The sequence below is a fragment of the Paraburkholderia sp. UYCP14C genome (assembly GCF_004197395.1).
Classification (GTDB): Bacteria; Pseudomonadota; Gammaproteobacteria; order Burkholderiales; family Burkholderiaceae; genus Paraburkholderia.
Genome location: NZ_SELS01000025.1, coordinates 31,169 through 51,404, shown reverse-complemented (window position 1 = coordinate 51,404; position 20,236 = coordinate 31,169). Strand labels below are relative to the sequence as shown.

The window sequence follows — 20,236 nt, the reverse complement described above, 5'->3', positions numbered from 1 at the left end:
CAGCCCTCCCGCCGGCGCCGCGAACCGCGCATGCAAGCCGACGGACCGCCTTACTGCTGCACGCCCCAGCGCCGCACGGTCACGCGTTCGAGCGTATCGAACACCAGATGCTCGACCAGCAGACCGATCACGATCACCGCGGCGAGCCCCGCGAAAACGCGATCTGTATAGAGCTCGTTGCGATTCTGGAAGATGTACCAGCCGAGTCCGCCGCTGCCCGAACTCGCGCCGAACACGAGTTCCGCGGCGATCAACGTGCGCCATGCAAACGCCCAGCCCTCGCGCAGCCCGGCGAGGATCGACGGCAGTGCCGCCGGCACGAGGATCAGCAACACATGACGCAGGCCCGTCAGACCATAATTGCGTCCGGTCATCTTCAGCGTCGCGGGCACCGACTGGAAGCCCGAATAGGTATTGAGCGCGAGCGGCCAGAGCACCGCATGCACGAGCACGAACAGCAGGCTGCCGGTGCCGAGCCCGAACCACAGCAATGCGAGCGGCAGCAGCGCGATGGACGGTAGCGGGTTGAACATCGCGGTCAGCATCGACAGCAGATCGCGGCCCACACGCGTCGACACAGCGAGCGAAGTCAGCACGAACGCAAGCGCGGCGCCGAGCAGATAGCCGCGCAGCAGCACCGACATCGATACCGCCGTCTTCGCGAGCAGTTCGCCGGACCATACGCCTTGCACGAACGCGCTCAAGGTTGCGCCGAAGGTCGGCAGCAGCAGATCGTTGTTGATCACGCGCGCGGCGATTTCCCACGCGGCGATCAGCACGAGTGCGATCAGTGTCTTGCGCAGCCAGCCGTGCGCGAAGATCCGCCTCGCGATCGGCAACGGCGCTTCGATCGCGAGATCGCCGGGCGCTTCGAGCGGGCGTTCATATTCGTCGCGGACCGGTGGCAGCAACGTGGCGGGCGTACTCATTGCACGGCCTCCGTCTGTTCGAACAGCAGGTGATGAATCCGCGCGACGCTGCGCTGAAAATCGGCGCGGCCGAAGCTGTCCTGCGAATATTGATGGCTGTTCAGCTCCGCGCGCACGCGGCCCGGATGCGGCGACAGCAGCAGAATCCGGTTGCCGACCACCAGCGCCTCTTCGATCGAATGCGTGACGAACAGCAGCGTGAAGTTCACCTCTTCCCACAACCGCAGCAGTTCTTCCTGCATCTTGCGGCGCGTCAGCGCATCGAGCGCGGCGAACGGCTCGTCCATCAGCAGCACGCGCGGCTGCATCGCGAGCGCACGCGCGATCGCGACGCGCTGCTTCATGCCGCCCGACAAAGTATGCGGATACGCATTCGCAAATGCGGCGAGCCCGACCTTGTCGAGATAATGCAGCGCGCGCTCGTGGGCTTCGGCTTTCGACAGCTTCTTCGCGACCCGCAGCGGAAACGCGACGTTCTGCACCACCGTCTTCCACGGCGGCAACTGGTCGAACTCCTGAAACACGACGATCCGATCGGCGCCCGGTCCGCGCACGCGTTGACCATCGAGCGAAATGCTGCCCGCGCTCGGCTCGATGAAACCGGCCACCGCCTTCAGCAACGTCGACTTGCCGCAACCGGACGGCCCGAGCAGCACGAAGCGGTCGCCGCCGTAGACGTCGAAGCTGACGTCGTGAGTCGCGCGCACGATCCGCTCGCGCGTGCGGTATTCGAGGCTCACGTTCTCGACCGCCAGCAGCTTGCCGCTGGTGGCCGCGGCGTTGTGCGCGGCGTGATCGGGAAACAGAAGCGTAGGATTGGCCACCATCAGAGCGCTCCCTGCGAGTGAATCGAATCAGCCAACGAATGTTGCCGCGTACCGCTCAGCGCCACGAAAACGGGGGACATCATGCTCAGCTCCCCGCCGCCGTCGCCGGATCGTCGAAGAAATAATCCTTCCACGATGACGGCTCATTCCTGATCGCGCCGACTCGATACATGAACTGCGCGAGCCCGAACGTGTTCTGCGGGACGATCTTGAACTGCACCTGCGGGCTCGTGATGATCTTCACGAGCAGGTTGCGATCGATCTTCGACTGATTGGTGCGGATATAGATATCGGCCGCGCCTTGCGGATTCGCGTTGATGTACTTCGCCGCATCGGCGAGCGCATCGACGAACGCGCGATACGTCTTCGGATTGTCGTGGCGGAATTTCTCGGTCGCATAGAGGACCGTCGCGGAGCTCGGGCCGCCGAGTACATCGTACGAATTGAGCACGATATGCGCTTTCGGATTGCCGGCCAGTTCCTGCTCCTGGAACGGCGGATTGCCGAAATGCCCGGTGATTTCGGTGCGGCCCGCGATGATCGCCGCGGCCGCGTCCGGATGCGGCAACGCCTGGGTGAACTTGTCGAGCCGGTCGTATTCCTTGTCGCCCCAGCGCTTCGCCGCCGCGTATTGCAGCACGCGCGATTGCACCGACACGTTGACCGCCGGCAGCGCGATGCGATCCTTCTGCGTGAAGTCCGCAATCGTCTTCACGTCGGGGTTGTTGCTCACCAGGTAGTACGGCAGATTGCCGAGCGACGCGACGCCCTTCACGTTCTGCTTGCCGTGCGTGCGATCCCAGATCGTCAGCAGCGGACCGACGCCCGCGCCCGCGATATCGACCGCGCCCGACAGCAACGCATCGTTGACCGCCGCGCCGCCCGACAGCTTGACCCAATCGACCTTGATGTCGAGGCCCTGCTTGCGCCCTTCGCTTTCGATGAAATGCTGATCGCGCGCCACGTTCAGCAGCAGATACACGATGCCGAACTGCTCGGCCACGCGAATCTCGCCCTCCGCATGCGCGGGAGCCGTGACGGCGACGCCCGCGGCGCCGATCGACAGACTCAACAATAGTGCCGTCAAACGGCGGACGAACGACTGCCGTGCGGCGGTCGGGCGAAATCGGCTCAGCATTGAAACTCCAGTCGGTGTGCGGTGTGATAGGTGTGGTTGTGATGGAAAGCGTCGTGCTCAGAACGGAACGTCGCCCTCGATCGTCGTGCGATACAGCTTGCGGCGCAGGTGGTCGGGCGTACCGGCGGCGAGATGCATCAACGAGCGGTTGTCCCAGAACACCATGTCATGCTCGGCCCATCGATGCCGATATAGATGCTCGGGCCGCACGCTGTGTGCGAAGAGTTCGTCGAGCAGAGCCTTGCTCTCGTCTTCCGGCAAACCGATCACGCGCGTCGTGAAGTGCTCGCTGACGAACAGCGCCCGGCGGCCCGTCTCAGGATGCGTGCGCACGATCGGATGTACGACCGGCTTCACCTGCGCGATCTGGTCGGCCGACAGATTCGGCCGCCATGGGCTGCGCTTTTGCAGTTCCGCGTATTTGGCCAGATAGGTATGCTCGGCGCTGCGTCCTTCCACCGCGTCGCGCAGATGCGCGGGCAACGTATCCCACGCCAGATGCATGTTCGCGAACAGCGTGTCACCGCCTTCGGCCGGCAACTCCTGCGCGTGCAGCAACGAGCCGAGGCTCGGCTTGTCCTTGTACGACAGGTCGGAGTGCCAATAGTGGCCGGCGTCGCCGAGACCGATCGGCTTGCCATTCTCGATCACGTTCGAGACGACCAGCACCTCGGGGAACCCTGCCAGACCGAACTGATGCAGCACGTGAATCTGCAGCGGACCGAAGCGGCGGCTGAACGCGATCTGCTGGTCCGGCGTGATGCGCTGGTCGCGAAACACGAGGACGTGGTGGTCCAGATGCGCGCGGTGGATGCGCGCGAAATCGTCGTCGCCGAGCGGCTGACCGAGATCGAGGCCGAGCACTTCGGCACCGAGCGGCGCATCGAACGCGCGGATTTCGAAGGATTGCGCGGCAGGCGTGCGACCGCTCTGCATGGGCATCGGGGTAGCGAAAGCGGAAGCGGCAGAAGCAGCGGCGGTGGTCGTCACAGGCATCTCTTCGTCGAAACTATTCAGCGGGCGCCTAACGGCGCGGTTAGTGCGACGAATGTACCGGCCCGCGCGCGCGATGCCAACGAAGCAAATCCGATACGGTTATCTGCTGGAGTAATAAACCCGACGCTGCAACGCGTCGCGCGCTGCGGCGCATTACCTTTCCGCGGGCTTTCAACGCATCAGAACTTCGGCAGACCCGGCGGATTGCTTTCAGAGCGTGCCAACGCTTCCGACTCGATGCCCCAGTGCGCGAGCGATCGTCGATAGGTGCCATTCGAGATCAGTCCGTTCGTCGCGACCGTCAGCGCATCCATCAAGCCGCTGCCCTTGCGCGTGGCGATCGCCACATCGGCGCGCGCCGGCCAGCCGGCGTTCAGCGTGCCCACCTCGCGGATCGCGCCGGTGGTGGCCGCATCGTAGGCAAGCGGCGCGTTCGGATTGAATACGACATCGGCGCGGCCCGACAGCAGCGCGATGCGGCTCGCGGCGTCATCGTCGAAGTACTGGAACTCGACCGGCTTCAAACCCTTCGCGAGGTTCTGCCGGTTCCATTCGAGGATGATCTTCTCCTGATTCGTACCTGAGCTCGTAATGAGCCGAAGCCCCGCAATATCCTGCGGCTGCGCGATCTTCCTGATCGGACTCGCGGTTTTCACATAGAAGCCGTGCAGCCCTTGCCGATACGTCGTGAAATCGAACTTCTCCTTGCGCTGCTCGGTCACGCCGACGTTCGAGATCACCGCGTCGTACTTGCCCGAGGTGAGGCCGAGCGGCCAGTCGGCCCACGCGATCGGCAGAAGGTTCAGCTTCAGGCCGAGCGAATCGGCGATCAGCTGTGCGTAGTCGGCATCGGAGCCGACGACGGTACGCGCATCGGTCGCGTAGGTCGCGGTGGGCGGCAGGTGCGGCGATATCGCGACCGTGAAACAGCCGTCGTTCGCGAAGCGGTAGTGGTTGCCGATCGCTGCGATCGCATCCGGATTCTTCGGCACGCGAATCCGGCCCGGTTGCTCGGGGCTCAGATCCACCGTGCCGTGCGGCGCCTGCGCCGCGTGTGCCACGTCGAGCGCGTTGCGCACGAGCAGCGCGCCGAGCGCCGTAGTGGTGAGAATGAATTGACGTCGATTGGTCATTGATCAGGTTCAGGCTGCATTCACAGGACGCGCGACAGAAACTCGCGCGTGCGCGCATGGCGCGGTTCGTTCAATACATGCGCGGGCGGGCCGGACTCGATTACGCGTCCGCGGTCCATGAACACGATCGTGTCAGCCACTTCGCGCGCAAAGCCGATTTCATGCGTGACGATCACCATCGTCGTGCCGGAACGCGCGAGGGCCTTGATCACGTCGAGCACTTCGTTGACGAGTTCGGGATCGAGCGCCGAGGTCGGCTCGTCGAACAGCAGCACCTTCGGCTTCAGCGCCAGCGCGCGCGCAATCGCCACGCGCTGCTGCTGCCCGCCCGACAACTGACGCGGCCACGCATGCGCCTTCGCTTCGAGACCGACGCGCGCGAGCAGACCCAGCGCAAGACTCTGCGCTTCAGCGCGCGACAGACGTCCCAACGCAACCGGCGCCTCGATGATGTTTTCGAGCACGGTCAGATGCGGAAACAGATTGAAGCTCTGAAACACCATGCCCACTTCGACACGGCGTCGCAGAATCTCTTTCTCGTTGAGCTCGTACAGCGTGTCGCCATCGCGTCGGTAGCCGATCAGCTCGCCGTCGATATCGATCAGACCACCGTCCACGCGCTCCAGATGATTGATCGTGCGCAGCAGCGTCGATTTGCCGGAACCCGATTGGCCGAGAATCACGGTAACGCTGCCGGGGCGCATCGTCAGCGACACGTTGTCGAGCACCTTCAGCGCGCCGAAGCTCTTCGATACCTGCTGGATCGCGATGCGTGCGCCATCGCGTTGATCGGCCCAGCGTTGATCCTGGGGCGCCCGTGCCCTTGCCTCGTCTTTTGTGTCCTTAAGCGGGTCGACGCGCGCATCGCTGCCGCCGCGAGCAATGCCCACGCCTTTCAGCAGCGAGCCGAAAGCGGACGGCACGGAGGTACGCTTGACGCCGCGCGAGAAGTGCCGCTCCACATAAACCTGTATCGCCGACAACACGCTCAGGATGATCAGATACCAGACCGTCGCGACCATCAGCAAAGGGATCACTTCGAGATTGCGTCGATAGATGATCTGCACCGTGTAGAACAGCTCCGGCATCGCAAGCACATAGACCATCGACGAGCCCTTCGCGAGCGCGATCAGATCGTTGAACGCGGTGGGCAGGATCGCACGCATCGCCTGCGGCAGCACGATGCGCCAGGCCTGGCGCTCACGCGGCAAGCCGAGCGCGGCGGCCGCTTCGAGTTGACCATGATCGACCGACTGAATGCCGCCGCGAATCACTTCGGCCGAGAACGCCGCGTGATTGAGCGTCAGGCCGAGCACCGCGGCGAGGAACGGGCTGATCAGCTCGGTGGTCGGCACATCGAAAACGACGAGGCTCGTGAACGGCACGCCGAGATGGACGGTCTCGTACAGATAGCCGAGATTGTTCAGGATCAGCAGCAGCACGATCAACGGAATCGAGCGGAACAGCCACACGAATGCCCACGCGCAGCCGGCGAGCAACGGCGAACGCGACACGCGCGCCAGCGCGATCGGGATGCCGAGCGCGAAGCCGAACGCCGCTCCGAGCGCGGTCAACAGCAGCGTGCGGCCGAGCCCGGACAACACCGGCTCGGACAGAAACCATTCGGCGAAAACATTCCAGCCCCAGCGCGGATTGCCCAATACCGATTCGAGCACGATGCCGATCAGCACCACGGCCGCCACGGTGCCGGCGAGGCGCGCGCGGTTCTTCGCGGGCACGATGCGATAGTCGGCGCGTTCGCGAAACGCGTCGGCGTGCGCGGCGGCGAGTTGCGGATTCGCGAGTTCAGCGGTGTCGTTCATCGTCGTCTGCTCCGCGCGGATCAGGCCGCGTCGGCCACGGCGGCCGGCTCGACCGGGTTGTCTACGCCCGCCGCCGACGACGCATGACGGCTCGCCTTGCGCGGCAAGCCGAGATGATCGCGCAGCGTCGCGCCCGTCAGCGTGCGCTCGTAGCGCCCGCGTCGTTCAAGTTCAGGCACCACATAGCGCACGAAGTCGTCGAGCCCCTGCGCCTGCACCGCGAAGCCGAGGATGAAACCGTCAGCCGCGCCGGCGTCGAGCCAGCGGATCAGCTCGTCCGCGATCTGCGCGGGCGTACCGAGAAAATGCGTGCGCGGCGTCGCGACTTCGAGCGCGACCTCGCGCAACGTCGAGCCCTTCTTGCGCGCTTGCGCCTTGATGCGGTCGGTGGTCGAACGGAAGCTGTTGCGGCCGATCTCCCCTAGCTCGGGAAACGGTCCGTCGAGCGGATACTGCGTGAAGTCGTGATGATCGAAATAGCGGCCGAGATACGCGAGCGCTTCGTCGATCGTCAATAGCTCGCGAATCGCACGGTATTTCGCTTCCGCCTCTTCGGGCGTCGCACCGACGATCGGGCTGATGCCGGGGAAGATCTTCACGTCGTCGCGGCTTCTGCCATGCTCGAGCGCGCTGTCTTTCACGCGCTGCGCGAACGCGCGCGTTTCCTCGATCGATACCGAATGCGTGAACACCGCGTCCGCGTATTTACCGGCGAGCGCGATGCCGGCATCGGACGAGCCCGCCTGGAAAATCACCGGCTGACCCTGCGCCGAGCGCTGGATATTGAGCGGCCCCGCCACCTGGAAGAACTTGCCCTCGTGATCGAGCGTATGCAGCCTATCGCGTTCGAAGAAAACGCCGCGTTCGCGGTCGCGCACGAACGCATCGTCGTCCCAGCTGTCCCACAGGCCTTGCGCGACGCTCAGGTACTCGTCGGCGATTTCGTAGCGCAGCGCATGCTCGGGGTGCGAGCCGCCGTAGTTCTTCGCGGTCCCTTCGAGCGGCGTCGTCACGACGTTCCAGCCCGCGCGCCCGCCACTGATCAGATCGAGCGAAGCGAACTGGCGCGCCACCGTGAACGGATCGCTGTACGACGTCGACACGGTGCCCGCAAGCCCGATCTTCGACGTGACCGTCGCGAGCGCCGACAGGATCGAAATCGGTTCGAAGCGGTTCAGAAAGTGCGGAATCGATTTCTCGTTGATGTACAGACCATCCGCGACGAACGCGAACGCGATGCCGTGTGCCTCGGCTTTGCGCACCGTGTCGACGAAGAAGTTGAGGTTCACGCTCGCATCGGCGGGTCCGGCCGGGTGCTTCCACGAATTCATATGGCTGCCGGCGCCTTGCAGCATGATGCCGAAATTCAGTTTGCGATGGCTCATCGGGTAGTCCGCGAATCGTTGAGGGTTCGTTGGAGAAATCACGCGTAGGCCGGCTCGATCAAGCTGCCGAGCAGTTCGACCGAGCGCAGGCGCGCAGGATAGTGTTGCAGCGGCGAATCGATGACGAATTCGTCGATGCCGTAGCGCCGGCTCAACGCGTCGAGTTGGTCGCGTACATCGTCGGCCGTGCCCTTGACGACGTGCGGATGGCGCTCTTCGATCGTGTAGCCGCTCGCGCCCGCCTGGCGCGCGTACTCTTGCGCGGCTTCGGCCGTCGCCAGATTCAGGCTTTGGCCGTTGGCAAGCTGCAGCCTGAAGATGCGCAGCGCCCCGGTGAGCCGCTGCGCTTCGTCGCGCGTCGCCGCGGCCACCGCGTAGAGCGCAAGCAACGGCGCGCGGCCGCTGGCATCGCGATACGTCTGCACGGTGCGCTCGATGTTCGCCTCGTCGCCATTGAAGTGACCGGCATAGCAGAACTGCCAGCCCTGCCGTGCCGCGAGTGCCGCGCTATCCGGACTGCCACCGAGCAGAATGCGCTCAGGCAGCATCGGCGGAGCCGGAAACGCAAGCGCGCCCGCGAGCGCATGGTCCTCTTCGACGCCCGCGCCGAGAAACGCATCGAGTTGCGCGAGCTGCGTATTGAAGCCGGGCTTGTTCTTCTTGTCGTGCAGCCATTGCAGCGCGCGCGTGGTCTGCGGCAGTCCGCCCGGCGCCTTGCCGATGCCGAGATCGACGCGACCGGGCGCGAGCGCCGCGAGCAGCCTGAACGTCTCCGCGACCTTGAACGGGCTGTAGTGCTGCAACATCACACCGCCCGAGCCGACGCGAATCCGCGACGTATGCGCGAGCACGTGCGACACGACGATCTCCGGCGCCGAGCTGGCGAGGCCCGGTGCGCCGTGATGCTCGGCGATCCAGAAGCGTTTGAAGCCGAGCGCTTCGGCGCGCTTCGCGAGCGACACGGTGAAGCGCAGCGCGTCGGCCGCGCTCGCGCCCGTGGCAATCGGGCTTTTGTCCAGCAGCGAAAGCGAAAAGGTCATGGGTTGGCAGATCGACGTTGAAAGATGAAAAGCGCTGACGCACTCAGGATTTCGGCAGTCCCGGCGGATTGGTCGCGGCCTTGTCGATCGCTTCGGAGCCCAGGTTCCAGCGCTCGAGTACCGCGCGATACTGGCCTTTGCCGATCAGATCGTTCAGCGCGATCGTCACCGGCGCGGCGAGACCGCTGCCTCGGCGCGTGGTCACCGCGACTTCGGCGGTGCGCGGCCAGCCGCCGCTGACCGTGCCGACCTGGCGCGTCTTGCCATGCGTGGCCGAGTCGTAAAGCAGCGCCGCGTTGACGCTGAAGATCGCGTCGGCGCGCCCCGATTGCAACGCAACCGATTTGACCGCATCGTCGTCGTAGTACTGCACCTCGATCGGCTTCAGGCCATGCGCGACGTTCTGCTTGTCCCACTCCAGCAGGATCTTTTCCTGATTCGTGCCGGCGTCGGTGATCACGCGCAGGCCCGCGACATCCTTGGGTTCCTTGATCGATTTGATCGGACTGTCGGTCTTGACGAAGAAGCCGACCTCGTCGCGCCGATAGGTCGAGAAGTCGAACTTGGCCTTGCGCTCTTCGGTCACGGTCACGTTCGAAATCACCGCGTCGACCTTGCCGGACGCAAGCGCGAGCGGCCAGTCCGGCCACGCGAGGATTACGACGTTGAGCTTGCGCCCGAGGCTGTCCGCGACCAGTTGCGCGAGATCCGGGTCGAAGCCGACCACGGTCTTCGCATCGGTCGCGTAGGTGCTGATCGGCGGATGCGCGACGACGATGCCGACGGTCAGTTCGTCTTTCGCGACGAACGGAAAGCTAGCGGGCACCGCCTTCGTCGCGACCGCGTCCTGTTCGGCGCGGATGCGGCCGTGCTGATCGGGACTCAGATCGAAGCCCGTCGCGGCAAACGCGTTGCCGCTGATATAGAACGTGGCCGCCAGCACGAGCGCCGATAATTGCAGACCTGTTTTCATGAAGTGTCCGTTGTAGTGTGAGGAGATAGGAGTGAGCGTTTAGCGGACGGCCAGATCGGCGTCTTTCGCGCGCAGGTCATCGAGCGTGTCGATGCGATGCGGCGCGAGTAGGTTCTTGCCGAAGCGAAGATGTACGTGGACCTCTGGAGGCAATGCGGCATCGAACAGCTTCGAATAGCCGGTGCGTTCGTAAAGCGCCCATGCTTCCGGCTGTTTGAAGCCGGTCGTCAGATAGATGCGCGAGTAGCCCTGCGCGAGCGCGCGCGCTTCCAGTTCCTCTACGACCTGTCGCGCGAGTCCCTGGCGGCGCAGATCGTCGCGCGTCCAGATGCGCTTGAGTTCGGCCGTGCGCGCGTCGTAGCGCTTGAACGCACCGCCACCGATCGTCTCGCCGTCGCGGATCAGCAGAATGAATGCGCCTTGAGGCGGTGCGAACAGCTCGGCCGGATAGCGCGCCATCTCTTGCGCGGCAGCCGCGCCACCGTCCCTTCGATAATCTTCGTAGCGTGTCGCGTATTCGTGCAGCAGCGCGTCGAGCAGTGGCTGCGCGCGGGGATCCAGTGGCGTGGTGTCAACGACGAAAGTGCTCATGAACGATCGACACGAGGTCGTCGGATATTCAGGAGCTCATACGATAGCGTGCAGCCGCGTTGCCGCTAACCAAGCAATTTCGCTATCTTTATCTGGTCTCGCGATTGGCTGTGATCGTGATGAATGGCGCTGTGATTGCGTGTAGCAATGCCAATATCACGTTGTGACGAATGTCTAAACGGAACAGCGGAATACTCAGTATCGTCGCTTCAGTTGGCCACTTCTTCGGCGAGATGGAACAGACAATCGCCTCGCCTGACGAGCGCGGGCACCCGCTTGCAGACGACTTCGCCGTCGCTCGCGAAATGGCAGGTCACCGGCTCCTTCAGCGGCGTGTCCGGGAAATGGATGCGGGCCGCGGGCTGCCCTGCGACCACTCTCTCACCGAGTTCAACCAGCGGCTCGAACAGGCCGTTGTCGTATGCATACACGTAATGACGCGCGCCCGCCACGCGCAGAAAACGCGTGTCGGCCGGCGGCCCCTCGGGCACGAGCGGGCCAGTCAATGCGCCGATCGCGCCGAGAAAATGCAACAGGCCGTGGCGGGCCTCGCGGAGCAGCGCGGCATCGACGGTACCGCCACCGCCCAACTCCGCCGTGATCGACAAGGCCCCTTGCCGCCGCGCGGCCGTCGCCGCATGCACCGGGTTTTCCGCATGCAGAAAGGCGTTCGGCAATCCGAACGCGCGTAACGCGTGTTGCAGTCGCTCTCTCTCGCCGTCGTCGCGCGGATCGATCGCGAGCATGTTGTTGCCGCGATAAAGCAGCGAGCTGCCGCCGGAATGAAGATCGATCAGATAGTCCGCGCGCGCGAGCAGCACATGCTCGATGTAGTGTGCGATCAGCTGCGTCGGCGAACCTTGCGGATCGCCTGGAAACGTGCGGTTGAGATTGCCGTCATCGAGCGGCGACGTGCGCAGGCCGGCCTCGGCCGCCGGCGCGTTCGCTTGCGGCAACAGGATCAGTTGCCCGGCAACCTGAGCGGCGTCGATTTCGCGGATCAGCGTCGACACGAGGATCTGCCCTTCGTATTCGTCGCCGTGATTGCCCGCCATGATCACCACGACCGGACCGGTGCCATTGCGTATCGAAGCGATCGGAATCGGCAGCCAGCCATACGCGGACCGATGCACGGAATGCGGCAGCCGTAGATAGCCCGCATGCTTGCCCTGAGCATCCAGATCGATCTCGCAGCGAATCGGATTGCCCGGCGTGACGATTGAACTCATTGCTTCGCTCGCGCAAGTAACGGCCTTCTAGCCGTTGCAGCTAGACGCCAAATGGAAACTGCCATTTGATCTTCGTATCGTCGCCCGCCGCGCGATGGCCTGCACGAAGGCGACGCTTCACCAGCCATGTCGCACCGTACTGCAGCGTCGAACACAGCAACAGATAAACGACCCCGACGAACAGGAATATCTGCACCGGGTACACCATCAACCGATTATTGACCTGATTGGCGAGAAACGTAAACTCGGGCACCCCGACGATATAAGCGAGCGACGTGTCCTTGATCAGCGTAACCCACTGATTGACGAACGACGGCATCATGATCCGTATCGCTTGCGGCAAATGCACGTAACGCAGCGCTTGCCAGCGCGTCATGCCGAGCGACGCCGCCGCTTGCGCCTGCCCTGAGCCCACGGCCGCGATACCCGCCTGCACCGAATGCGACAGATACGCGCCGCCGATCAGCGCAAGCGCGCAGACCACGGTGGCGAGGCCAGGCACGTCGACGTGCAGCAGTATCGGCATCAGGAAGAAGGTCCAGAAGATCAGCATCAGCACCGGTATCGCGCGAAAGAAGCCGACCACGGCGGTGAGTGCGAGATGCGCGGCGCCGCGCGTCATCGACAATGCAATGCCGCCGCCGAGACCGACTAAGGCCGATAGCAAGGCCGAGACGATCGACATCACGACCGTCAGCGCCGCGCCGCCCAGCGGCCCATCGGGGAACGTGCCGAGCAGCAGATAGCGCAACGACGGCAGCCATTCGAGCGCGCTCATCCATGACCTCCTTGCCAGACCCGGGCGCCGCTGCGCTTCCACACCAGCAACGCCGCTTCGATACTCGCGACGATCACGATATAGAGCACGGTCGCCGCGCCGAATGCCTGAAATGTCTTGAACGTTTCCGTGTCGACCTGCCGCGACACGTACGACAGCTCCGCGAGCCCGATCGTCATCGCCAGCGACGAGTTCTTCACGAGATTCATGTATTGCCCAGCAAGCGGCGGCGTCGCGATCCGAATCGCTTGCGGCAGGATCACGTAACGGAACGCGGCGAGCGGAGTGAGACCCAGCGCCGCGGCAGCTTGATGCTGTGCGTCCTTGACGCCGCGCATACCCGCTCGAAATTCCTCGCCGATAAACGCGGTCGTGTAGCAAGTGAGCCCGACCCAGCCCGCGACGAATTCGAACGACGGCCACGCGAGCGTCCACCCAAACAGCGAAACCGTGTGCGACGCATTCAGCCATTCCATCCACGGCTGCGGCAACAGCGTCGCCGCGCCGAAATACCAGAACAGCAATTGCACGAGCAACGGCGAATTGCGAAACGCCAGCACATAGAGCGCGGCCGCACGCGCGAGCATGCGGTTGCGTGCATTACGCGCGAGCGCGAGCCCGAAACCGGCGAGCGTCGCCGCCGCGCCCGCGCAAGCCGACAACACTAGCGTCATCACGAAGCCATGCGCGATCCAACCAAGGTACTTCGGTTCTAGCCAACCGTTCATTCCGCCCTTCTACTCAAGCGCCGATTTCGTTGCGCAATGAAAAGCGGCCCGCCGTCTTCACACGGCAGGCCGGCTCTAAAGTTACCGACGAATCAACTCTTCTGCGGATCGCCGATCCTGAACAGACGCGGCAACGGCGCGCGGCTCTCCGGTCCGAACCAGTGGTCGTAAATCTTCGCGGCGCTGCCATCCGCTTCGAGGCCCTTCAGCGTAGCGTCGACCACGCTCAGCAGACGCGTCTCGCCCTTCGGCACGCCGACGCCTTCATAGTCGTTCGAAATCGTGAACGGCGGAATCTCGTAGTTCGCCTTGTCGGGCACGTTCGCGAGCAGCGCGACGAGCTTCGGGCCGTCCTGCGTGATCGCCTGCACGTTGCCGGCGCGCAGCGCGGCGAACGCGAACGGCGTGTCGTCGTAAGCGATAATCGTCGCGTTGGGGAACTGCGCGCGCACCTGCTGCTCGTTCGTCGTGCCCTTGTCGGCGCCCACGCGCAGACTGTTCAACTGCTGCGGCGACTTCAGCACGCCCTTCTTCGCGATGAACTGCGTGCCCGACGCGAAGTACGGTGTGCTGAAATCGACTTCCTTCCTGCGCTCGTCGGTAATCGTGAAGTTCGCGAACACGAGGTCGACCTTGCCCGACTTCAGGAACGCGATGCGGTTCGCCGGATTGGTCGGCTGGATTTCGAGCTTCACGCCGAGCTTGTTGGCGACCGCGCGCGCATAGTCGACGTCGAGCCCGACGATCTGATTGGTCTTCGGATCGACGAAGCCGAACGGTGCGTTGCTGTCGAAGGTGGCGACGCGCAGCACGCCCGCCTTCCTGATGTCGTCGAGACGATCGGCGTGCGCGACGCCGGAGATCGCGAGCAGCAACCCCATGACTGCTGCGCCAACGAATTTGATTTTCATGGTTTGACCTTGTTATTGGATGACGCGCAGACTGTAGCAACGCGCACCGCAATGCCGAACCAATAAATCGTCACGAGCTAAGCGGCGAATCGGATATGCGGTACGTGCTTACTGCTTGCCTTTCCACGGCACGAGCCTGCGTTCGAGCGCGCGCATGCCGAGATCGAACAGCCACGCGATCAGACCGATCAGCACGATCCCCATCACGACGACGTCGGTGCGCAAGAAGCTCGACGCATTGAGCACCATCTGACCGAGCCCGGCGGTAGCCGCGACCATTTCCGCCGCGACCAGCGTGGTCCAGCCGAATCCTATCGCGATACGTAGGCCCGTCAGGATTTCGGGTAACGCAGCCGGCAACACGACGTGCAGCACGAGCTGGCGAAAATTCGCGCCGAGCGACCAAGCGGCGTTGACCTGCTCGACGCTTGCGCTGCGCACGCCGGCGCGCGCAGCCATCGCGATCGGCGCGAAACACGCAAGCCAGATCACGACGATCTTCGCGGTCTCGTCGATACCGAACCAGATCACGACGAGCGGCAGATACGCGAGCGGCGGCAGTGGCCGGTAGAACTCCAGCGGCGGATCGAGCAGCCCGCGCGCAATGCGGCTCACGCCCATCAGAATGCCGACCGGTATCGCGGTGACGCTCGCGAGCGCGAACGCACCGAATACGCGGATCGCGCTCCACAGCAGATGTTCGGATAACGGCAAGCCGCCCTGGATGCGGCCGTTCCATGCATCGACGAACGCATGCCAGACCGCGTCCGGTGCGGGCAGGAACAGCGGTGGAATCCAGTGAAGATGGGTCGCAGTCCACCACAGCAGCGCGAACGCGGCGACGCACAGCACGCTGAGCCACGCGGTCGGGCCTTCGCCGGGCATGCCGCGGTACGGCTTGCCGCCGTGCGCCGCGTTGCGCGGCCGGGTCGCGCCGCGCGCTGTGTCCGGACGTGCCGGCGTACCCCGTTGTGACGATTCGATCACGCTCATCAGGCGGCCTCCCGCAACGTATCGTGCAATCGCCGCGTCAGGCGCTCGCGCCACTCGATAAAAGCCGGCGACGACTTCACCGCGCGCGCATCGCGCGTCGCCAGATATTCGCGTGCGAACGGCAGTTCGTGAACTTCGGCGATGCGACCAGGGCCCGGCGTCATCAGCACCAGATGCGTCGCGAGAAACAGCGCTTCCTCGACGCTGTGGGTGATGAAGAACACCGTCTTGTGCGTGCGCGCCCACACGTCGAGTACGAGTTCCTGCACGGTCTCGCGCGTCAGCGCATCGAGCGCGCCCATCGGCTCGTCCATCAGTAATATTTCCGGATCGCTGGCGAGCGTGCGCGCAATACCCACGCGCTGCTGCATCCCGCCCGACAGCGCATAGATCTTCGCGTTCGCGTGTCGTTCGAGCCCGACGAGCGCGAGCGTACGCCGCGCGATCTCGTGCCGTTCGGCCCGCGCGACCCCGCGAAAACGCAAGCCGAGCGCGACGTTGTCGAGCACGTCGAGCCACGGCATCAGCGCATGCTTCTGGAACACGACGCCGCGTTCGGCGCCGGGTCCGTCGATCGGCGTGCCGTTCAGCCGCACCTCGCCGTCGCTCGGATCGACGAAGCCGGCGATGCAGTTCAGCAACGTGGTCTTGCCGCAGCCGGACGCTCCAAGCGCAACCACGAACTCACCGCGCTCGACGCGCAGATCGACACCCGCGAGCGCGGGCTCGCTCGCACCGGCGTAGGTCACGCGCAGTCCGCGGACGTCGAGCATGCTCATCGCGCGACCTGCTGCGCGAAGCGCGGATTCACGGCCGCCGAGTAATCGGGCAACACGTTCTGGATCGTGCCCTGCGTCTTCAGGAACGCCGCCGTGGCCGCGAGCGATTGCGCCGCGCCCGACTGCTTGCCGCCGCCGAGCCAGGTCGGCGACGCCTGTTCCGCGGCGCTCGGGAATGCGTACAGCGCGAGGCTCGCGGGCACGTCGGCGGGTGCCGCGCCCGACTCCTGCGCGACCGCCTGCACCTGCTGCGAATTCGCGGTCCAGTCGGACTTGTGATCGCGATACAGCGCGTCCGTGTCGGCCAGCACCTTGACGAGTCCTGCGATGAAGGCCGCGTTGTCGCGTTCGAACTGACGCGACGCGACGAAGCCGTCGAAGGTCGCCTTGCCGCTTTCCTTCGCGACCTCGCCCGACGTGATCAGCACCTTGCCGTTCTGCTTGACCTTCGCTAGCACGGGGTCCCAGATGTAGGTCGCATCGATGTTGCCGCGCTGCCAGGCGGCGGCGACTTCAGGCGGACGCAGGTTCAGGATCTTCACCGACGACGGATCGACGCCCGCCTGCTGCAACGCGACGAGCGCATGGAAATGCGACGTCGACACATACGGCACGCCGATCGTCTTGCCTTTCAGATCGGTGATCTTCGTGACGCCCGAACCGTCGCGCGCAACCAGCGCTTCCGCGTCGTTGATGTTGTCGAGAATCCAGAACAGCGACAGGTCGACGCCTTGCGACAGGCCCGCCGCGATCGGGCTCGAACCCGCCTCGCCCAACTGGATCGAGCCCGACGCGAGCGCGCGCACCACGTCCGCACCGCTGCCGAGCTTGCGATACGTGACCTTGTAGCCGGTCGCTTTTTCGACCGCGCCGGTGGCTTGCGCATAGCGCCACGGCACGACCATGTCCTGATAGCCGATCACGACTTCGTGGCTTTGCGCGTAGGCGGATGAAGCAAACGGCGAAAACGCGGCAACGCCGGCCGACGCCGCGACGAAGGCCACAGCACGCAACGCGCGCCGAACTTGACGGAGAGGGTGATTCATCGGAAGCCTTCGAGTTAGTTTGGGATGCGAAGAAGGTTCCGACTATAGGCACTTTTGACCGGTACGGTTCCAACGAATCGTGCATAGCTAATCACTGGAACGCGGCATTGCTTTTGCGTCGCCGCTATCCGCCATAGCGCCAAAGCTGCTTTGATTGTGAGCATTTATTGGTTCGCTTGCGTCGCGGCTCTGCTTACATTGGACGACCACCACACGCTACTACAAGGACAATCGATGACACCGGCCCGGGGCATTTCACTCTTCGCGACAGCGCACAGCGCAAGCACATCCGACGGCGAACGCAAGCGCGGCCGGCGCGGTTGGCTGAAGACGGTCGCGGCCGCGCTCGCAACCGGTATCTTCGGCGCGGCCCACGTAGCCCACGCCGCGCCGCTAGACGAGCTGAAGCTCGACTATGCGTACTATTCGCCGGAAAGCCTCGTGATCAAGCGCAACGGCTGGCTCGAACAGGAGTTCGCCGCCGACCACACGCAGGTGAAGTGGGTGCTGAGCCTCGGCAGCAACCGCGCGCTCGAATACCTGAACAGCGGCGCGATCGACATCGGTTCGACCGCGGGACTGGCCGCCGTGCTCGGCAAGGCGAACGGCAATCCGATTCGCGCGGTGTATATCTTTTCGCGGCCCGAGTGGACCGCGCTCGTCGTGCGCAAGGACTCGCCGATCAAATCGCTCGCCGATCTGAAGGGCAAGAAGATCGCGGCCACCAAGGGCACCGATCCGTTCCTGTTCACATTGCGCGCACTGCATACGGCGGGCCTGTCGCGCGACGATGTCGAGATCGTCAATCTTCAGCATCCCGATGGCCGCACCGCGCTCGCGAACGGCCAGGTCGACGCGTGGGCCGGCCTCGATCCGCACATGGCGGCCGCGCAGATCGACGATGGCGCGCGCCTGTTGTATCGCAACGTCGACTTCAACACGTGGGGCTTTCTGAACGCACGCGAGGACTTTATCCGCGACCATCCGGACGCGCTCGCGCGAGTGCTGAAGGTCTATGAAAAGGCCCGCGTCTGGATCGCCGCTCATCCCGACGACACCGCGAAAATCGTCGCGGAGGAATCCAGGGTATCGCTGCCGGTCGCGAAGCTGCAGTTGAGCCGTAACGACTTCAGCCAGCCTCAGCCGGGCGCCCGGCAGATTGCCGCGCTCAAAGCCGCCGCGCCGATCCTGGTCGACGAACAGCTCGTGAAGAGCGGCACCGATCTGAACGCGATCATCGATGCGCTGGTCGACCCCAAAGTCGCGCAACCGGTGATTGCGACGGCGAGCAACGGCGCGAAATGAAACGCCCACACCAAACCTGAGCACGCCGATGAGCACCACGAGGAATCTTTTCACGCTCGCACGGCGCGATTCGCCGTGCCCGTCGTGTAGCGAACTTACGCAACCGCCGCGCGCGCACGACCGGTTGCGGCCGTGGCGCTATGCGGGCATTGCGTTGCCAATCGTGTTTCTGGCTGTCATCGAGGCGCTCGTGCGCGCGTCGATCCTGCCGATGCATCTGGTCCCCGCGCCGAGCGCGATCGCGCAGACGCTATGGGATCTCGGCGCCGCGCGGCTCGCGCGACATATGGGCGCGAGCGTAATCCGCGTGTATGGCGGCTTTGCGATCGGGGCCGCGCTCGCGCTGCTGGTCGGCGCGGCGATGGGCCTCAGCCGGCGCGTCGATGCGTTGCTCGACCCCGCGTTTCAGGCTTTGCGCGCGATTCCGTCGCTCGCGTGGGTGCCGATCCTGCTGCTATGGATGGGCATCGACGAAGCACCGAAGATCACGCTGATCGCGATCGGCGCGTTTTTCCCGGTGCAATTGAGCGTGGTGGCGGGCATTCGCGGCGTCGAGCGCAAGCTGATCGAATTCGGCGAGCTGAACCGGCTAAGCCGGCGCGAGTTGTTCACGCGCATTCTGCTGCCCGCGTCGATGCCGCAGATTTTTACCGGACTGCGCACCGGACTGAGCCTCGCGTGGATGTTCATGGTCGCCGCCGAACTGATCGCGGCGACGCGCGGGCTCGGCTATCTGCTCAGCGATGGCCGCGAAACCGGCCGCCCGGATCTGGTATTCGGCGCGATCCTGCTGCTCGCGCTGCTCGGCAAACTGAGCGACGGCATGCTCAAAGCGATCGAGGTACGCGCGCTGTCTTGGCGCGATACGCATGGAGTGTCGGAGCCCGCGCGATGAATCGGCCACTCGCTCCATTGCTAGAAGTACGTGGACTCACGCGGCGCTTTGGCGTGCGCAACGTGTTCGAGCGGGTGTCGTTCGCGCTGTCGCGCGGCGAAATAGTCAGCCTGGTCGGTCCTAGCGGCTGCGGCAAAAGCACGTTGTTACGCGCGGTTGCGGGGCTGGACCGCGCGGCCACGGGTGCCGTGCTGATCGACGGCGTACCGTTGCTCGGGCCCTCGCCGCGTGTCGGCATGATCTTTCAGGAGCCGCGCCTGCTGCCATGGCTCAGCGTGGCGGACAACATCGCGTTTGCCGCGGGGCCGCATGCGGGAGACGATCCGCGCGTCGACCCGCTGCTCGCCGAGGTGGGCCTCGCAGGCGTGCGCGATGCACTGCCGAAGCAACTGTCCGGCGGCATGGCTCAGCGCGTCGCGCTCGCCCGTGGCCTGTTCGACGAACCTGAACTGTTGCTGCTCGACGAGCCGTTCAGCGCTGTCGATGCGATCACGCGCGCGCGACTGCAGCAGTTATTGCTCGCGTTGAAGCATGCGCGCGGCACGACGGTGCTGCTCGTCACGCACGATCTCGACGAAGCGCTGAGTCTGTCCGACCGCGTGCTGCTGTTGTCCTCGGCAGGTGCCGGTGGCCCGAGCCGCATCGCGCGCGAACTGCCAATCGCGTTGCAGCGCCCGAGAAATCCGCGCGATGCGTCGTTGAATGCGCTGCGCGATGTATTGCTGCAGATGTAGCGG

20 protein-coding genes are annotated in these 20,236 nt (G+C 64.6%); 3 read left to right on the top strand and 17 right to left on the bottom strand.

The genetic code is table 11. From position 1 onward, the window contains the following. Positions 1-50 precede the first annotated feature (50 nt). From EVC45_RS22830 to tauA, 17 genes are all read right to left on the bottom strand, one after another. On the bottom strand, positions 51-929 hold the full coding sequence (locus tag EVC45_RS22830) for an ABC transporter permease (protein ID WP_129960510.1): 879 nt from the start codon (positions 927-929) through the stop codon (positions 51-53). After that, positions 926-1,756 (bottom strand): ABC transporter ATP-binding protein, encoded by an 831-nt coding sequence (locus EVC45_RS22825; RefSeq protein ID WP_129960509.1) that lies wholly within the window; start codon positions 1,754-1,756, stop codon positions 926-928. Before EVC45_RS22825 ends, EVC45_RS22830 begins: the two co-directional genes overlap by 4 nt. Before the next feature lie 85 nt (positions 1,757-1,841). Continuing rightward, a complete protein-coding gene (locus tag EVC45_RS22820) occupies positions 1,842-2,894 on the bottom strand; it encodes an ABC transporter substrate-binding protein (protein WP_129960508.1) in 1,053 nt (350 codons plus the stop codon). A gap of 57 nt (positions 2,895-2,951) precedes the next feature. Further along, positions 2,952-3,884 carry a TauD/TfdA family dioxygenase gene (locus EVC45_RS22815; RefSeq protein WP_129960507.1) on the bottom strand — a complete coding sequence of 311 codons (933 nt, stop codon included), beginning with the start codon at positions 3,882-3,884 and terminating at the stop codon, positions 2,952-2,954. A 185-nt stretch (positions 3,885-4,069) separates the two neighbouring features. Further along, the gene (locus tag EVC45_RS22810) at positions 4,070-5,023 is read right to left on the bottom strand and encodes an ABC transporter substrate-binding protein (protein ID WP_129960506.1); all 954 of its coding nucleotides are present in this window, start codon (positions 5,021-5,023) and stop codon (positions 4,070-4,072) included. A gap of 20 nt (positions 5,024-5,043) precedes the next feature. Then, positions 5,044-6,846, bottom strand: coding sequence for an amino acid ABC transporter permease/ATP-binding protein (locus EVC45_RS47655; RefSeq protein ID WP_129960505.1), 1,803 nt, complete (start codon positions 6,844-6,846; stop codon positions 5,044-5,046). A 20-nt stretch (positions 6,847-6,866) separates the two neighbouring features. Then, positions 6,867-8,231 carry an LLM class flavin-dependent oxidoreductase gene (locus EVC45_RS22800; protein ID WP_129960504.1) on the bottom strand — a complete coding sequence of 455 codons (1,365 nt, stop codon included), beginning with the start codon at positions 8,229-8,231 and terminating at the stop codon, positions 6,867-6,869. 38 nt (positions 8,232-8,269) lie between these two features. Next, positions 8,270-9,271 carry an LLM class flavin-dependent oxidoreductase gene (locus tag EVC45_RS22795; protein ID WP_129960503.1) on the bottom strand — a complete coding sequence of 334 codons (1,002 nt, stop codon included), beginning with the start codon at positions 9,269-9,271 and terminating at the stop codon, positions 8,270-8,272. Between the two features lie 43 nt (positions 9,272-9,314). Continuing rightward, the gene (locus tag EVC45_RS22790) at positions 9,315-10,244 is read right to left on the bottom strand and encodes an ABC transporter substrate-binding protein (protein ID WP_129960502.1); all 930 of its coding nucleotides are present in this window, start codon (positions 10,242-10,244) and stop codon (positions 9,315-9,317) included. A gap of 39 nt (positions 10,245-10,283) precedes the next feature. Further along, a complete protein-coding gene (locus EVC45_RS22785; RefSeq protein WP_129960501.1) occupies positions 10,284-10,835 on the bottom strand; it encodes a GNAT family N-acetyltransferase in 552 nt (183 codons plus the stop codon). A gap of 209 nt (positions 10,836-11,044) precedes the next feature. Then, positions 11,045-12,064, bottom strand: coding sequence for a succinylglutamate desuccinylase/aspartoacylase family protein (locus EVC45_RS22780; RefSeq protein WP_129960500.1), 1,020 nt, complete (start codon positions 12,062-12,064; stop codon positions 11,045-11,047). A 40-nt stretch (positions 12,065-12,104) separates the two neighbouring features. Beyond that, on the bottom strand, positions 12,105-12,842 hold the full coding sequence (locus EVC45_RS22775; protein WP_129960499.1) for an amino acid ABC transporter permease: 738 nt from the start codon (positions 12,840-12,842) through the stop codon (positions 12,105-12,107). Beyond that, positions 12,839-13,570, bottom strand: coding sequence for an amino acid ABC transporter permease (locus tag EVC45_RS22770; RefSeq protein ID WP_129960498.1), 732 nt, complete (start codon positions 13,568-13,570; stop codon positions 12,839-12,841). The genes EVC45_RS22775 and EVC45_RS22770 overlap by 4 nt, the downstream gene beginning before the upstream one ends. Positions 13,571-13,662: 92 nt before the next feature. Next, complete coding sequence (locus EVC45_RS22765; RefSeq protein ID WP_129960497.1) at positions 13,663-14,481, bottom strand: ABC transporter substrate-binding protein; 819 nt, start codon at positions 14,479-14,481, stop codon at positions 13,663-13,665. A gap of 108 nt (positions 14,482-14,589) precedes the next feature. Next, positions 14,590-15,474 carry an ABC transporter permease subunit gene (locus EVC45_RS22760; RefSeq protein ID WP_129960496.1) on the bottom strand — a complete coding sequence of 295 codons (885 nt, stop codon included), beginning with the start codon at positions 15,472-15,474 and terminating at the stop codon, positions 14,590-14,592. Continuing rightward, complete coding sequence (locus tag EVC45_RS22755; protein ID WP_129960495.1) at positions 15,474-16,253, bottom strand: taurine ABC transporter ATP-binding protein; 780 nt, start codon at positions 16,251-16,253, stop codon at positions 15,474-15,476. Before EVC45_RS22755 ends, EVC45_RS22760 begins: the two co-directional genes overlap by 1 nt. Further along, positions 16,250-17,299 carry a taurine ABC transporter substrate-binding protein gene (gene tauA / locus EVC45_RS22750; RefSeq protein ID WP_129960494.1) on the bottom strand — a complete coding sequence of 350 codons (1,050 nt, stop codon included), beginning with the start codon at positions 17,297-17,299 and terminating at the stop codon, positions 16,250-16,252. Before tauA ends, EVC45_RS22755 begins: the two co-directional genes overlap by 4 nt. Positions 17,300-17,533: 234 nt before the next feature. Here tauA and EVC45_RS22745 point away from each other — a divergent pair, with 234 nt between their 5' ends. The 3 genes from EVC45_RS22745 to EVC45_RS22735 are packed head-to-tail and all read left to right on the top strand — an operon-like array spanning position 17,534 to position 20,233. Then, the gene (locus tag EVC45_RS22745) at positions 17,534-18,604 is read left to right on the top strand and encodes an aliphatic sulfonate ABC transporter substrate-binding protein (RefSeq protein WP_129960493.1); all 1,071 of its coding nucleotides are present in this window, start codon (positions 17,534-17,536) and stop codon (positions 18,602-18,604) included. Positions 18,605-18,632: 28 nt separating this feature from the next. Next, positions 18,633-19,499, top strand: a complete 867-nt coding sequence (locus EVC45_RS22740) for an ABC transporter permease (protein ID WP_129960492.1) — start codon at positions 18,633-18,635, stop codon at positions 19,497-19,499. Continuing rightward, on the top strand, positions 19,496-20,233 hold the full coding sequence (locus tag EVC45_RS22735; protein ID WP_129960491.1) for an ABC transporter ATP-binding protein: 738 nt from the start codon (positions 19,496-19,498) through the stop codon (positions 20,231-20,233). Before EVC45_RS22740 ends, EVC45_RS22735 begins: the two co-directional genes overlap by 4 nt. Positions 20,234-20,236 lie beyond the last annotated feature (3 nt).

Excerpts from the sequence above, each read along its gene's own strand:
- EVC45_RS22820 (WP_129960508.1), bottom strand. The coding sequence starts at position 2,894 with ATGCTGAGCCGATTTCGCCCGACCGCCGCACGGCAGTCGTTCGTCCGC.
- EVC45_RS22745 (WP_129960493.1), top strand. The coding sequence starts at position 17,534 with ATGACACCGGCCCGGGGCATTTCACTCTTCGCGACAGCGCACAGCGCA.
- EVC45_RS47655 (WP_129960505.1), bottom strand. The coding sequence starts at position 6,846 with ATGAACGACACCGCTGAACTCGCGAATCCGCAACTCGCCGCCGCGCAC.
- EVC45_RS22795 (WP_129960503.1), bottom strand. The coding sequence starts at position 9,271 with ATGACCTTTTCGCTTTCGCTGCTGGACAAAAGCCCGATTGCCACGGGC.
- EVC45_RS22740 (WP_129960492.1), top strand. The coding sequence starts at position 18,633 with ATGAGCACCACGAGGAATCTTTTCACGCTCGCACGGCGCGATTCGCCG.
- EVC45_RS22775 (WP_129960499.1), bottom strand. The coding sequence starts at position 12,842 with ATGAGCGCGCTCGAATGGCTGCCGTCGTTGCGCTATCTGCTGCTCGGC.
- EVC45_RS22770 (WP_129960498.1), bottom strand. The coding sequence starts at position 13,570 with ATGAACGGTTGGCTAGAACCGAAGTACCTTGGTTGGATCGCGCATGGC.
- EVC45_RS22780 (WP_129960500.1), bottom strand. The coding sequence starts at position 12,064 with ATGAGTTCAATCGTCACGCCGGGCAATCCGATTCGCTGCGAGATCGAT.
- EVC45_RS22810 (WP_129960506.1), bottom strand. The coding sequence starts at position 5,023 with ATGACCAATCGACGTCAATTCATTCTCACCACTACGGCGCTCGGCGCG.
- EVC45_RS22790 (WP_129960502.1), bottom strand. The coding sequence starts at position 10,244 with ATGAAAACAGGTCTGCAATTATCGGCGCTCGTGCTGGCGGCCACGTTC.
- EVC45_RS22830 (WP_129960510.1), bottom strand. The coding sequence starts at position 929 with ATGAGTACGCCCGCCACGTTGCTGCCACCGGTCCGCGACGAATATGAA.
- EVC45_RS22765 (WP_129960497.1), bottom strand. The coding sequence starts at position 14,481 with ATGAAAATCAAATTCGTTGGCGCAGCAGTCATGGGGTTGCTGCTCGCG.
- EVC45_RS22825 (WP_129960509.1), bottom strand. The coding sequence starts at position 1,756 with ATGGTGGCCAATCCTACGCTTCTGTTTCCCGATCACGCCGCGCACAAC.
- EVC45_RS22760 (WP_129960496.1), bottom strand. The coding sequence starts at position 15,474 with ATGAGCGTGATCGAATCGTCACAACGGGGTACGCCGGCACGTCCGGAC.
- EVC45_RS22785 (WP_129960501.1), bottom strand. The coding sequence starts at position 10,835 with ATGAGCACTTTCGTCGTTGACACCACGCCACTGGATCCCCGCGCGCAG.
- tauA (WP_129960494.1), bottom strand. The coding sequence starts at position 17,299 with ATGAATCACCCTCTCCGTCAAGTTCGGCGCGCGTTGCGTGCTGTGGCC.
- EVC45_RS22755 (WP_129960495.1), bottom strand. The coding sequence starts at position 16,253 with ATGAGCATGCTCGACGTCCGCGGACTGCGCGTGACCTACGCCGGTGCG.
- EVC45_RS22735 (WP_129960491.1), top strand. The coding sequence starts at position 19,496 with ATGAATCGGCCACTCGCTCCATTGCTAGAAGTACGTGGACTCACGCGG.
- EVC45_RS22800 (WP_129960504.1), bottom strand. The coding sequence starts at position 8,231 with ATGAGCCATCGCAAACTGAATTTCGGCATCATGCTGCAAGGCGCCGGC.